Genomic DNA, 13,982 nt, shown 5'->3' with positions numbered 1-13,982 from the left:
AAGGATGCGGGAATATGAATAGTAAACAATTAATTTTAGAAGCAATCGAAGCGCGTAAACAAGCGTACGTACCATATTCTAAATTTCAAGTAGGTGCAGCATTATTAACGAGCGATGGAAAAGTATATCGTGGATGTAATGTTGAGAATGCATCATATGGCTTATGTAATTGTGCTGAAAGAACAGCTTTATTTAAGGCGGTTTCTGAAGGAGATAAAGAATTTGTAGCCATTGCGGTTGTAGCAGATACAAAGCGTCCAGTACCTCCTTGTGGAGCATGTCGACAAGTTATGGTAGAATTATGTAAACAGGATACGAAAGTATACTTATCAAATTTACATGGTGACGTTCAAGAGACGACAGTCGGAGAATTGTTACCAGGAGCATTTTTAGCGGAGGATTTACATGAATAGAAAAGGTTATAAATCAGGTTTTGTCTCTATTATTGGCAGACCGAATGTTGGAAAATCTACATTTTTAAACCGTATTATCGGCCAGAAAATTGCTATTATGAGTGATAAGCCACAAACGACTCGTAATAAAATTCAAGGTGTATATACAGAAAATGATTCACAAGTTATTTTCATTGATACACCAGGAATACATAAACCTAAACATAAATTAGGCGACTTCATGGTAAAGATGGCTCAAACGACATTGAAAGAAGTTGATATTGTTCTGTTTATGGTCAATGCAGTTGAAGGATTTGGTCGTGGTGAGGAATTCATCATTGAGAAATTAAAAGAAACGAAACAACCAGTATTTTTAGTAATTAATAAAATTGACCAACTTCATCCAGAACAATTACTAGAGTTAATTGATCAATATCGTAAACTACATGAGTTTGCAGAGATTGTACCAATTTCTGCGTTAGACGGTAATAATGTGGATGCTTTAATTGGAACAATTAAAAAGTATTTACCAGAAGGACCACAATACTATCCAGATAATCAAGTAACGGATCATCCGGAGAGATTTATTATTGCGGAGCTTATTCGTGAGAAAGTACTACATTTAACACGTGAAGAAGTGCCGCATTCTGTGGCTGTTGTTATCGATGCGATTCAAAAGCGTGAGGGCGGCGCAGTTTATATAAATGCAACGATTGTTGTTGAACGTGCATCGCAAAAAGGAATCATCATCGGAAAACAAGGGAAAATGTTAAAAGAAGTTGGTAAGCGAGCTCGTTTTGATATTGAAGCGCTACTTGGTTCTAAAGTATTTTTAGAAGTATGGGTAAAAGTGCAAAAAGATTGGCGTAACAAGCTGTCACAGCTTCGAGACCTTGGTTTCCGTGAAGACGAGTATTAAAATATAGTAAAGCTGTAATCAGTGGATGGTTTGTTCATCCGCTGATTATTGGTTTTTATGAACTTTGATAAATTAGGAAAAATTTTTCTCACATGAAAATGGACAAAATGGGTCAATTTAATAACAACAAAGGAAATTGGTTTATAGGCTACGCTTATTGAGAAAGGTGGATTCTTATGCTAGATTTTACCTGGAAGTTTTTCTCCAAAACAGGAAGCATTGAAACGTACTTGCTTTTGAAAGAAATGGAAAAAGACGTAAACGATGAGATGGATCAACATGAAGAGGAGCTAGCACATCTAGACTCTCCAATTTCTTGACCCGTTTTGTTCAAACCTTGGATGGTGACGAACATGTTTCAAAAAGTTGAGGGCATCGTTATCCGTACGACAGATTACGGAGAAACGAACAAGATTGTTACAATATTCTCAAGAGAACTTGGTAAGATAAGTGCAATGGCAAGAGGGGCAAAAAAACCGAAAAGCCGGTTAGCATCTGTGTCGCAATTAATGACACATGGCCATTTTCTTATTCAAATGGGATCAGGGCTTGGAACATTGCAACAAGGCGAGATTATTTCAACTATGAAAGAAATTCGCGAGGATATATTTTTAACTGCTTATGCATCATTTATTGTTGAGTTAACTGATAAAGCAACAGAAGATAAAAAACATAATCCGTATTTATTTGAAATGTTATATCAAACGTTGCATTATATGTGTGAGGGTGTTGATTCAGAAGTATTATCATTAATTTATCAAACGAAAATGCTTCCGGTATTAGGGATGCGCCCGTACTTTGATACATGTGCGATTTGTCATCAAGAAACAGACTTTGTCGCCTTCTCCGTCAGGGAAGGCGGTTTTCTGTGCTCACGTCATGCAGAGCAAGACCCATATCGTATACCGGTAGGAGAAGCTGTTCATAAATTATTACGTCTTTTCTTCCATTTCGATTTACATAGGCTCGGAAATGTATCGGTAAAGGATAGCACAAAAAAACAAATGCGTTTAGTATTGAATACATATTATGATGAATATTGCGGAATTTATTTGAAATCAAGACGTTTCTTAGAACAACTTGATAAGTTTCAAATATAATTTTGGGCCGTATACGGTCCTTTTTACATACTTTCTTTTTCGAATAGCATATTTAGTATATAATATTTAAGAGATAGTATAACTTTTTTCGTTGTGCATTAAAGGTGGTGATTATCATAGAGCTGAATAAACGGCAAGAACATATCATTCAGATTGTAAAAGATCACGGTCCTATTACAGGGGAATCAATTGCAGCGCAATTGGGTCTAACACGTGCGACGCTAAGACCAGACTTAGCAATTTTAACGATGGCTGGTTATTTAGAAGCACGTCCACGTGTAGGTTATTTTTATACGGGTAAAACTGGGGGACAGCTATTATCTGAAGCTGTTAAGAAAATTAAAGTACAAGATTATCAATCTAGACCGGTTGTAATTGATAAAAATGTTTCCGTATACGATGCAATTTGTACGATGTTTTTAGAGGACGTTGGTACATTGTTCGTTGTAGATCAGATGACTCTATTAGTTGGGGTTGTGTCTCGTAAAGATTTATTAAGAGCGAGCTTAGGAAAGCAGGATTTAACCTCTCTTCCGGTTAATATTATCATGACAAGGATGCCAAACATTGCGATGTGTCGTAGAGAGGATTCTTTATATGATATTGCGATGGAATTAATAGAAAGACAGATTGATGCAATGCCAGTTGTAAAAGATACGAAACAAGGTTTAGAAGTGATTGGGCGAATTACAAAAACAAATATTACACGTGCGTTTGTAAATTTAGTAAATAACGAATAAGTGTAATTTGTTTAAAGTGAGGTAATGTAATGGATAATAAAATCGTATATGTCGTATCTGACTCTGTAGGGGAAACGGCTGATTTGGTTGTTCGAGCAGCAATGGGGCAATTCCCGTTTGCTCCTGATATTAGACGTGTACCGTATGTAGAAGATACAGGGACATTAAAAGAAGTGATTTCGATTGCTAAGAGTAATCAAGCACTTATATGTTTTACGTTAGTTAAGCCTGATATGCGCCAGTATTTAGTGACGGAGGCTGCAAGAGAAGGGGTAGAGGCATACGATATTATCGGCCCTCTTATTGATCAAATTGAAGAAATTACGGGGCAAGTGCCGAGGTATGAGCCAGGTGTTGTCCGTAGGTTAGATGAAGAATACTTTAAAAAAATTGAAGCGATTGAGTTTGCTGTGAAGTATGATGACGGCAGAGATGCAAGAGGTATTTTAAAAGCAGATATCGTGTTGATTGGTGTTTCGCGTACATCAAAAACACCACTTTCTCAATATTTAGCTCATAACAAACGCTTGAAAGTTGCGAATGTACCACTCGTACCAGAAGTTGACCCACCTGAAGAACTATATCAAGTGGCAAAAGAAAAATGTTTCGGTTTGAAAATTACGCCAGATAAGTTAAATCATATTCGAAAAGAACGATTAAAATCACTTGGATTAAGTGATGGAGCAACGTATGCAAATATTAATCGTATTCAAGAAGAAATTGATCACTTTGAGGAAGTAATTAGTAAAATAAATTGCCAAGTAATCGATGTATCCAATAAAGCGATTGAAGAAACAGCAAATATTATTGTGAATGCAGTGCAAAACCAAAAAATGTTTTAGCACATTTACCAAAGGTGAATGTGCTTTTTTCGCTCTGGTGAAATATGATATCTATGGATTTTGTAATAGATTGTAGTGTAATGGTTATACTTATACTCCTTTGTCTTTTAGTATATTCAAGGTGTGAGTTTGTCATCCTGAAATGTAAGATGAAAAAATAAAGGGATATGTAGCGTAGTTGAAGAAAATATATTATAATAAAAAATTGTGATAAAAACCTATATTTTACGTTTAGACTTTAATTTTTCAGAATAAACTAGGGATAGGATTTACGAAAAAGACATGTAATTACGTTAAATCGACAAAATCTATACAAGAAAACGCACATTATGGAAGGATTCACAGAAGGGATGTAGAATACAGAAATATGCAAAACATCAACAACATATTAGTTGGTATAGATGCATGTCCCGTGAAGAATGAAATTGTGCAAGTTGGAGCGGAATTTCATGTCGGAATTTTGTTTGTCGCATCATATGCTCATCCTTTAAGGAAATAGCAAGGCAATTGGATCTTTGTAGATACTGAACAAAATGGAGTTGATTGTTATATGGATCAACATGAAAAAGCTACAGATCTCAAGATCAAACAGTATATGTGACTTGCTACTCTTCTTGTAAAAAGGTGTATATGTATTGTTTCTAAGAGGTACATTTGTAACAGATGAGCAAATGTATACAATTTTATATAGCAGGTATGTATCTGCGATTTATGCAGATAAAGGACCTATAGGAAAGGTTCAAAACCGTTTATACAATGTAATCGGCAACACTTTCTAACAAGTTTAGAAAAATATTGTCGAATTATAAAGGAATTTTTTAATTTATATCGAATACAAAATACGACACGGAGATGGAGTTATGGGGAACAGAATTCCCGAAGAAGTTGTTGAACAGATTCGGACATCATCCGATATTGTAGAAGTAATTGGTGAATACGTCCAACTTAGAAAACAGGGGCGTAACTATTTCGGCCTTTGTCCATTTCATGGTGAGAATTCTCCTTCATTCTCTGTTTCATCTGATAAGCAAATTTTTCATTGCTTCGGATGTGGAGAAGGCGGAAATGTATTTTCATTTCTAATGAAAATGGAAGGACTGGCTTTTACCGAGGCTGTTCAAAAGCTAGGCGAAAGAAATGGAATTGCGGTTGCAGAGTACACATCAGGGCAAGGACAACAAGAAGACATATCTGATGACACTGTCATCATGCAACAAGCTCATGAATTATTGAAAAAGTATTATCATCATTTATTAGTAAATACGGAAGAGGGAAATGAAGCACTTTCATATTTATTAAACCGTGGTATTACGAAAGAGATGATTGAGAAGTTTGAAATTGGTTATGCATCACCTGCTTGGGATGCAGCGACGAAAATTTTACAAAAAAGAGGTTTATCGCTGTCTAGTATGGAACAAGCTGGCCTTCTAATAAGAAGTGAGAAGGATGGTAGTCATTACGATCGCTTCCGTGGAAGAGTTATGTTCCCGATCTATACGTTACAAGGTAAGGTGATAGCGTTTAGTGGAAGGGCGTTAGGAGATGACACTCCAAAATATTTAAATAGCCCGGAAACGCCAATTTTTCACAAAAGTAAATTGTTGTATAACTTCCACCAAGCAAGACCGTTTATTAGAAAGCGTGGGCAAGTGGTTCTTTTTGAAGGATATGCCGATGTACTAGCTGCGGTAAAAAGTGGCGTGGAAGAAGCCGTTGCGACAATGGGAACGGCTTTAACTGAAGAACAAGCAAAACTTCTGCGACGTAACGTTGAAACTGTTGTTCTTTGCTATGATGGTGATAAAGCAGGGCGAGAAGCGACGATGAAAGCAGGGCAATTATTGCTAAAAGTTGGTTGCCAAGTGAAAGTCACATCCTTGCCAGATAAGCTTGATCCTGATGAATATGTGCAACAATATGGGACTACCGCTTTTGAAAATCTTGTGAAATCAAGTGTGAGTTTTGTTGGTTTTAAAATAAATTATTTGCGTTTAGGGAAAAATTTGCAAGATGAGTCTGGCAAAGAAGAATATGTGAAAAGTGTTTTAAAAGAGTTATCGTTGTTACAAGATGCGATGCAGGCAGAGTCATATTTGAAGTCATTATCGCAAGAATTTTCGTATTCAATGGAAACACTTTTGAATCAATTGCACCAATATCGCAAAGAACAAAAGGTACAGCAAAAACAAATAAAGCAGGTTGCTAAACCGTCTCAAGTCGTTCAAACAAAACCGAAGTTAACAGGTTTTGAAAGAGCGGAAAGAGAAATTATTTACCATATGTTGCAAAGTGCAGAAGTAGCTGTTCGTATGGAATCCCATATAGAAGATTTTCATACAGAAGAACATAAAGGGATTTTATATGAACTATACGCATATTATGAAAAGGGAAATGAACCTTCAGTCGGAACATTTTTAAGTTGGCTCTCTGATGAAAAGTTGAAAAATATTATCACTGATATTTCGACGGATGAATTTATTAATCCAGAATACACAGAAGAAGTGTTGCAAGGCCATTTGGAGACGCTTAGACGCCATCAGGAAAAACTTGAAAAGATGGAGATCATCTTTAAAGTGAAACAAATGGAAAAAACAGATCCTGTAGAGGCTGCTAAATATTATGTAGCATATTTACAAAATCAAAAAGCGAGAAAATAGCTTTTTTGATAAAGTTTTAGTATAATGAATGTTTGTATCTCGCGTAAGGAGGGGAACAGATGGCTGACAAACCAGCTCGTTCTAAACAAATTGAAACTGAAATGACCCTTGAGCAAGTGAAAGAGCAACTCACTGAGCTCGGAAAAAAACGTGGCGTTCTTACATATGAAGAGATTGCAGAACGCATGAATGGATTTGAAATTGAATCCGATCAAATGGATGAATACTATGAATATTTAGGTGAACAAGGCATTGACTTAGTTGGTGATAATGACAACGAAGAAGGCCCTAATAATCGCCAAATTACAAAAACAGAAGAAGAGTTTGACCTCAATGATTTAAGTGTACCACCTGGGGTTAAAATCAACGATCCTGTTCGTATGTATTTAAAAGAAATTGGTCGTGTAGACTTACTATCTGCAGAAGAAGAAATTCGACTTGCAACGCGTATTGAAGAAGGCGATGAAGAAGCGAAACGTCGTCTTGCAGAAGCAAACTTACGTCTTGTAGTAAGTATTGCAAAGCGCTACGTAGGCCGTGGTATGCTTTTCTTAGACTTAATTCAAGAAGGTAATATGGGTCTAATTAAAGCTGTTGAAAAGTTCGATTATCGTAAAGGTTTCAAATTTAGTACGTATGCAACTTGGTGGATTCGCCAAGCTATTACACGTGCCATTGCAGACCAAGCGCGAACAATTCGTATTCCAGTTCATATGGTTGAAACGATTAATAAGTTAATTCGTGTACAACGTCAATTATTACAAGATTTAGGTCGCGAACCGTCTCCTGAAGAGATTGGTGAAGAAATGGATCTTGCTCCAGAAAAAGTACGTGAAATCTTAAAAATTGCACAGGAGCCAGTTTCTCTTGAAACACCAATTGGTGAAGAAGATGACTCCCATTTAGGTGACTTTATTGAAGACCAAGAAGCAACATCGCCTGCGGACCATGCAGCCTATGAATTGCTAAAAGAACAATTAGAAGATGTGTTAGATACACTAACAGATCGTGAAGAAAATGTTCTGCGTCTTCGTTTCGGTTTAGATGATGGACGAACTCGTACGCTTGAAGAAGTTGGGAAAGTATTCGGCGTAACGAGAGAGCGTATCCGTCAAATTGAAGCAAAAGCACTTCGCAAATTAAGACATCCAAGTCGTAGTAAGCGTCTTAAGGATTTCTTAGAATAGGTTATTTTTTAAGTTTACTTCACCTTTGTGAAGTAAACTTTTTTATTTTGTTAATTTTTGTTAAAATTTAGCTATCGGCAACGATTACAATTTCTTGTAATTTATTTTACAGAATTGTCTTTTGATTTGCAAATGCTCATTTTTCGATTTTTCGATTAATTTTGTTTATTCTATACAAAAATATATGTAGAAAAGCGAAAAATATGATGAGAAACGTTAATAATTATCGAAATAATAAGCTATATGACAATAAAAAACAATAAACTGAATTTATGGAATATTTTTAACAAGTAGTAGTTTACTCTTTTCTGATAGAGCGTTTTCAAGTACAATGGAAATGACTGAATCATCTAACTATTTAGGGGTATAGAGGGGGGAGAAGAGATATGAAACGTAATCCGCTGATTCCGTTCGCTCTTATTGCAGCACTAGGTATTATCGTTATGTTTGTATTTTCATTTCAGGGGCTAAATAAATCTAAAGAGTTAGCTGATGCAAAAAATGGCGGGAAGCCAGCACAAACAGCATCAAAACCAGAGGATATTGTGAAGCAAAGCTGTACGAGCTGCCACGGTGATCAGTTACAAGGGGCGGTAGGACCTAACTTACAAAAAATTGGTGGGAAACTTTCAAAGGATGAAATTAAAGAAATTCTTTCGAAAGGAAAGGGCAATATGCCTGCCAATATAGTTCCAGCTGATCAAGCCACTAAAGTAGCTGATTGGTTATCGAAGAAAAAATAAAGTCCCGTATGACAAGCCTTTTGCTTATGCAAAGGGCTTGTTTTTCTATATTTTCTAAAATACGATGAATGATATAGAAGTGAATTGTTGTTATGGGCTTGCAACAACTACTATAAATTCATTATCATGGAGACAGACTGACAAGAGAAGGAGTAATGGAAATACATGAATGAAGTAAAGCTTTCAAAACGATTAGAAGAAGTTGTGCGTGAAATACCAGTAGGATCTACAGTTGCTGATATTGGATCGGATCATGCGTATTTACCGTGTTATACAATTATAAATAATATTGCTACAAAAGCAGTTGCAGGAGAAGTTGTAGATGGACCATTTCGTTCTGCACAAGCAACTGTAGCTGAAAGTGGCTTACAAGATAAAGTAGATGTACGTAAAGGGAATGGATTAGCTGTTATCGCGCCAGGAGAAGTAGATGTTATTACGGTTGCTGGAATGGGCGGAGCGTTAATTCGTGACATTTTAGAAAGTGGTAAAGAAAAATTAGAAGGTGTAACACGTTTAATTTTACAGCCGAATATTGCAGCACATCATATTCGTGAATGGTTTGTTGAAAATGGTTGGGAGCTTATCCATGAAAAAATCGTAAAAGAAGATGGGAAAATTTACGAGATTTTAGTAGGAGAGCGAGGAAATGTCGAAGCACCTTACTCGGAAAATAAACAAGCGGGATTGTTTATGGGGCCATTTCTAATAAAAGAGAAAAATGAAGCTTTTGGTGAGAAATGGGAAGGGGAATTGAAAAACTTCCAAAATATTTTAAAACAGTTAGAACGTGCGGCTAATTCTGAAGAAACAAAAGCGAAACGTGCAGAAGTAGAAGCGAAAATGAAAATGATAGGGGAGATTTTATCATGAGTAAAATTCCAAACGGCCATGAAATTATTTCTTTATTTGAAAGTATGTATCCGAAGCATTTGGCGATGGAAGGAGATAAAATTGGTCTGCAGATTGGAGCGCTTAATAAATCTGTACAACACGTATTGATTGCGTTAGATGTAACGAAGGAAGTTGTGGAGGAAGCGATTCAATTAGGAGCGAATGTCATTATCGCGCATCATCCTTTAATTTTTAATCCGTTAAAAGCGATTCATACAGATAAAGTGTACGGAAGAATTATTGAAACGTGTATTAAAAATGATATTGCCATTTATGCAGCGCATACAAATGTGGATGTTGCCAAGGGCGGAGTAAATGATTTACTTGCTGAGGCGTTAGGGTTGCAAAATACAGAAGTTCTAGCACCGACATATGCGGAAGAAATGAAAAAAGTTGTTGTGTTTGTGCCAGTAACTCATGCAGAAGAAGTACGAAAAGCATTAGGAGACGCAGGTGCTGGTCATATCGGCAATTATAGCCACTGTACGTTTAGTAGCGAGGGTACAGGTACGTTTGTACCTCAAGAGGGGACAAATCCTTATGTAGGGGAAACTGGACAGTTAGAGCGCGTAGAAGAAGTGCGAATCGAAACGATTATTCCAGTTTCACTACAACGAAAAGTGATTAAAGCGATGGTAACGGCACATCCATATGAAGAAGTAGCGTATGATGTGTATCCACTTGATAACAAAGGCGAAACATTAGGGCTTGGGAAAATAGGATACTTAAAAGAAGAAATGACACTTGGACAGTTTGCAGAACATGTAAAGCAATCATTAGATGTAAAGGGTGCACGAGTTGTTGGGAAATTAGATGATAAAGTGCGCAAAGTAGCTGTACTTGGTGGTGATGGTAACAAATACATCAATCAAGCTAAATTTAAAGGAGCGGATGTATATGTAACAGGTGACATGTATTATCATGTTGCTCATGATGCGATGATGCTCGGTTTAAATATAGTTGACCCAGGACATAACGTTGAAAAAGTAATGAAGCAAGGTGTGCGAAAGCAATTACAAGAAAAAGTGGATGCAAAGAAACTCAATGTACACATTCATGCTTCGCAATTACATACAGATCCATTTACATTTGTATAAGAAAAATAAAAACCGTTGCTCATATAGGCAACGGTTTTTATTATTGTTCTTTTTTCACTTTTACACGAGGTAATATTTTTTGTAACGGTACTTTTCGAACTCTCTCCCATGTAGCGGGATTCATTGGGTCATATTGATCTAAGAAAGCGATAACTTCTTTTGTAATTGGAGTTGGAGTAGAAGCGCCTGCTGTAACAGCTACGTTTTCTACACCTTGTAGCCACTCTAATTGGATTTCGCTTACATCAGCAACTCGATATGCTTTTGTACCTGCGATTTCTTGTGATACTTGTGCTAAGCGATTTGAATTGTTACTTTTCGGATCACCAACAACAATTGTTAAGTCTGCAACATCAGCTTGTTTAGCGACAGCTTCTTGGCGAACTTGGGTTGCTAAACAAATTTCTTTATGGAATTCTGCTGTTGGGAATTTTTTTTGAATGTCCTCCATCAAATGTTGAACATCCCATTGACTCATTGTTGTTTGATTCGTTACTAAAATTTTATCTGTTGGGATTTCTAATGTTTTTAAATCATCGGCTCTTTCGATAAGGTGAACGATGTCAGGTGCAATACCGACTGCGCCTTCTGGCTCTGGATGATTTTTTTTACCGATATAAATGACATGATACCCTTCCGCTTTCTTAGCTTCGATAAGGTCATGCGTCTTGGTAACATCTGGACAAGTGGCATCGATTGTTGTTAAACCTTTTTCTTTTGCACGTTGTTTAACTTCTGGAGAAACACCGTGTGCAGTGAAAATAACAGTACCAGAATCAATTTTATCTAAAATTTCTAAGCGACTTGGACCGTCTAATGTGATGATTCCATCTTCTTCAAAAGCGTCTGTAACATGTTTATTGTGAACAATCATACCTAAAATATAAATGGGTCTCGGCAATGATTTATCTAATGCGGCGTTACGTGCAATTACCATTGCATCGACAACACCGTAGCAATAACCACGAGGGGAAATTTTAACAATTTTCATATGAGTAATCCTCTCCTTCTAAACAAGGGATACTTTTGTGCATAGTCTTTTACATTATAAAGGAGGAGTGGATAGAAAACAAAGGATTGTTACACATATAGTTTTGGTTTTGTTGCTGTTTGTTGAACTGGTTCTTTCGGTAACTCTTTTTCTATTACAGGTTCAATCACTATTTTCTTTCGTTTTCGTTTCTTTTTTTGAGGTGTAGGAGGCGGATTTTTTACCTCAACTGGCTCTGTTACATTTTCCGTTTGATTTTCTTCCGTACTTTTTCCAGAGGTGAGGATTTTAACAATGCTTGGTAGACTACGCATAATAGGACCGTACTGTTCGACGACAGGACCTACAGATTGAACGACTTGGGATACTTTTTCGATGTTATTTATCATATTAGTTGGATTCGAAATTAAATTCGAAAAAAAACTGCCGATGCCACTGCTTGCTGCAGCTGTAGTTGCTGCCCCGCCGCGCGTTTCATTTGATTCATACATTTGAGGCGGTATCATTTGCTCAGGATGTTGCTGCATGTATGGTTGATATTGTGGATGTTGCTGAGGATATTGTTGCTGGTATTGCTGCTGATATTGCTGCGGCGGTGGTTGCTGATGCATCATCGGTGGGCCTTCCATTTGTCGGTAAGGCGGAACCATTTGCATAAAAGGCTCGGTTGGATCGTGTTTTTTAAAAAGCTTAGCAAGAAAACCTTTCTTTTTTTGCGCCATTGGTGGTAGTTGTGGAATGGGATATGGTGTATAAGGTTGTTGTCCTTGATTCGGATACATTTGCCTTGTAGGGGATTTCGGAAACATGTGAGAAATCCTCCTTTCTTCAGTTAGGTATATACACATACAATATGCAATAAAAGGGAAGAAGGTTAGTTTTTGAAGTGAAAACCTAAACTAAAGATGGATTTTACTTGTAGATTTCGATATAATGTAGACTTGACTGATTTGTGCGCGCAGTAGAAATTTTAGAAAGAAGGTGTAACTTATGACACAAAAAACTTTTACACAGTATGATTTTAAACCATTTTTAATAGATGCAGTTCGTGAACTACGCTTTACAGAGCCGACAGGAATTCAGCAGAAAATTTTCCCGGTCGTGAAAAAAGGTGTAAGTGTAATTGGGCAATCCCAAACAGGTTCTGGGAAAACACATGCATACTTACTTCCTACATTAAACAGAATTAATGCAAGCCGTGAAGAAGTACAACTTGTTATTACAGCACCTACTCGTGAGTTAGCACAACAAATTTACGAAGAGATTGTGAAATTAACAAAATTCTGTGCGGAAGATCAAATGATTACAGCGCGTTGTTTAATTGGTGGAACTGATAAACAACGTTCAATTGAAAAATTGAAAAAACAACCTCATATCGTAGTTGGGACACCAGGGCGTATTAAAGACTTAGTTGAAGAACAAGCATTATTTGTTCATAAAGCAAATACGATTATTGTCGATGAAGCAGACTTAATGCTTGATATGGGATTTATTCATGATGTAGATAAAATTGCAGCACGTATGCCTAAAAACTTGCAAATGCTAGTTTTCTCTGCAACAATTCCTCAAAAACTAAAACCGTTTCTGAAGAAATATATGGAGAATCCAGAGCATATTCATATCAATCCAAAACAAGTTGCAGCTGGAAACATTGAACACTATTTAGTGCCTTCTAAACATCGTAATAAAATTGATTTAGTGAATAAAATGCTACTTCAATTTAAACCGTATTTAGCAGTTGTTTTCACGAATACGAAAAAGATGGCGGATCAAGTTGCTGATGGATTAATGGAACGCGGCTTAAAAGTTGGACGAATTCACGGGGATTTATCACCACGTGATCGTAAAAAAATGATGAAACAAATTCGTGACCTTGAATTCCAATATATTGTTGCGACTGATTTAGCAGCACGTGGTATTGATATTGAAGGGATTAGCCATGTTATTAACTATGAGCTACCATCAGATTTAGATTTCTTCGTTCACCGCGTTGGAAGAACAGCACGTGCGGGGCATTCTGGTATTGCAGTGACGATTTATGATCCAGCAAACGAAGAAGCGTTAGATAGCTTAGAAAAACAACGTCATATCGAGTTTAAACATGTAGATTTACGTGGAGATGAGTGGGCGGATTTAGGTGAGCGTCGTCGTCGTAAGAGCCGTAAAAAACCAAATGACGAACTTGATGTTATGGCAACGAAAGTTATTAAAAAACCGAAAAAAGTAAAACCAAACTATAAACGTAAACTTGCAACAGAACGTGACAAAGTGAAGAGAAAATATAGCAATAAAAAAAGATAAGGGGTTTCCCTTATCTTTTTTTAATCCCGCTAATTTAAATGAAGAGTATAGTCTGTTTAAATAGTCAAATAAATTTGTGTAGTGCGTCTTTTGTGAACAAACAATTCACTACATATTTC

15 protein-coding genes are annotated in these 13,982 nt (G+C 36.6%); 13 read left to right on the top strand and 2 right to left on the bottom strand.

The genetic code is table 11. From position 1 onward, the window contains the following. Positions 1 to 14 precede the first annotated feature (14 nt). The 12 genes from CN409_RS16425 to CN409_RS16365 all read left to right on the top strand — a co-directional run bounded on the left by CN409_RS16425 (position 15) and on the right by CN409_RS16365 (position 10,571). Entirely contained in the window at positions 15 to 413 is a 399-nt protein-coding gene (locus CN409_RS16425; protein WP_001086287.1) for a cytidine deaminase, read from the top strand. Continuing rightward, the gene (gene era / locus CN409_RS16420) at positions 406 to 1,311 is read left to right on the top strand and encodes a GTPase Era (RefSeq protein WP_001080236.1); all 906 of its coding nucleotides are present in this window, start codon (positions 406 to 408) and stop codon (positions 1,309 to 1,311) included. Before CN409_RS16425 ends, era begins: the two co-directional genes overlap by 8 nt. Before the next feature lie 176 nt (positions 1,312 to 1,487). After that, positions 1,488 to 1,631 carry a YqzL family protein gene (locus CN409_RS16415; protein WP_000883924.1) on the top strand — a complete coding sequence of 48 codons (144 nt, stop codon included), beginning with the start codon at positions 1,488 to 1,490 and terminating at the stop codon, positions 1,629 to 1,631. 33 nt (positions 1,632 to 1,664) lie between these two features. Further along, complete coding sequence (recO, locus tag CN409_RS16410; protein ID WP_000487007.1) at positions 1,665 to 2,411, top strand: DNA repair protein RecO; 747 nt, start codon at positions 1,665 to 1,667, stop codon at positions 2,409 to 2,411. A gap of 107 nt (positions 2,412 to 2,518) precedes the next feature. Beyond that, the gene (ccpN, locus tag CN409_RS16405; RefSeq protein ID WP_000583756.1) at positions 2,519 to 3,151 is read left to right on the top strand and encodes a transcriptional regulator CcpN; all 633 of its coding nucleotides are present in this window, start codon (positions 2,519 to 2,521) and stop codon (positions 3,149 to 3,151) included. A 29-nt stretch (positions 3,152 to 3,180) separates the two neighbouring features. Beyond that, positions 3,181 to 3,993, top strand: a complete 813-nt coding sequence (locus CN409_RS16400) for a pyruvate, water dikinase regulatory protein (protein ID WP_000368949.1) — start codon at positions 3,181 to 3,183, stop codon at positions 3,991 to 3,993. A gap of 635 nt (positions 3,994 to 4,628) precedes the next feature. Further along, positions 4,629 to 4,772 carry a hypothetical protein gene (locus tag CN409_RS31885; RefSeq protein ID WP_000479749.1) on the top strand — a complete coding sequence of 48 codons (144 nt, stop codon included), beginning with the start codon at positions 4,629 to 4,631 and terminating at the stop codon, positions 4,770 to 4,772. An 81-nt stretch (positions 4,773 to 4,853) separates the two neighbouring features. Continuing rightward, a complete protein-coding gene (gene dnaG / locus CN409_RS16385; protein ID WP_000528221.1) occupies positions 4,854 to 6,650 on the top strand; it encodes a DNA primase in 1,797 nt (598 codons plus the stop codon). Positions 6,651 to 6,709: 59 nt separating this feature from the next. Beyond that, positions 6,710 to 7,837 carry an RNA polymerase sigma factor RpoD gene (gene rpoD, locus CN409_RS16380; protein WP_000764066.1) on the top strand — a complete coding sequence of 376 codons (1,128 nt, stop codon included), beginning with the start codon at positions 6,710 to 6,712 and terminating at the stop codon, positions 7,835 to 7,837. Between the two features lie 386 nt (positions 7,838 to 8,223). Continuing rightward, complete coding sequence (gene cccA / locus CN409_RS16375; protein ID WP_000828142.1) at positions 8,224 to 8,580, top strand: cytochrome c550; 357 nt, start codon at positions 8,224 to 8,226, stop codon at positions 8,578 to 8,580. A gap of 165 nt (positions 8,581 to 8,745) precedes the next feature. Next, the gene (locus CN409_RS16370) at positions 8,746 to 9,453 is read left to right on the top strand and encodes a tRNA (adenine(22)-N(1))-methyltransferase (protein ID WP_001006546.1); all 708 of its coding nucleotides are present in this window, start codon (positions 8,746 to 8,748) and stop codon (positions 9,451 to 9,453) included. Beyond that, positions 9,450 to 10,571, top strand: coding sequence for a Nif3-like dinuclear metal center hexameric protein (locus CN409_RS16365; RefSeq protein ID WP_097981586.1), 1,122 nt, complete (start codon positions 9,450 to 9,452; stop codon positions 10,569 to 10,571). Before CN409_RS16370 ends, CN409_RS16365 begins: the two co-directional genes overlap by 4 nt. Positions 10,572 to 10,611: 40 nt before the next feature. Here the strand turns inward: CN409_RS16365 and CN409_RS16360 are convergent, their stop codons facing one another. Beyond that, positions 10,612 to 11,562, bottom strand: a complete 951-nt coding sequence (locus CN409_RS16360; RefSeq protein ID WP_000706658.1) for a 4-hydroxy-3-methylbut-2-enyl diphosphate reductase — start codon at positions 11,560 to 11,562, stop codon at positions 10,612 to 10,614. A gap of 89 nt (positions 11,563 to 11,651) precedes the next feature. Then, positions 11,652 to 12,371 (bottom strand): VrrA/YqfQ family protein, encoded by a 720-nt coding sequence (gene vrrA, locus CN409_RS16355; RefSeq protein WP_074789178.1) that lies wholly within the window; start codon positions 12,369 to 12,371, stop codon positions 11,652 to 11,654. A 181-nt stretch (positions 12,372 to 12,552) separates the two neighbouring features. Between vrrA and CN409_RS16350 the strand changes: the two genes are divergently transcribed. Further along, positions 12,553 to 13,863 carry a DEAD/DEAH box helicase gene (locus CN409_RS16350; RefSeq protein WP_000192443.1) on the top strand — a complete coding sequence of 437 codons (1,311 nt, stop codon included), beginning with the start codon at positions 12,553 to 12,555 and terminating at the stop codon, positions 13,861 to 13,863. Positions 13,864 to 13,982: the final 119 nt, after the last annotated feature.

It is taken from the genome of Bacillus sp. AFS012607 (assembly GCF_002558005.1).
Taxonomy (GTDB): Bacteria; Bacillota; Bacilli; order Bacillales; family Bacillaceae_G; genus Bacillus_A; species Bacillus_A thuringiensis_S.
Note: the sequence above shows the minus strand (reverse complement) of the source record. Positions and strands in the feature narration are given on the sequence as shown.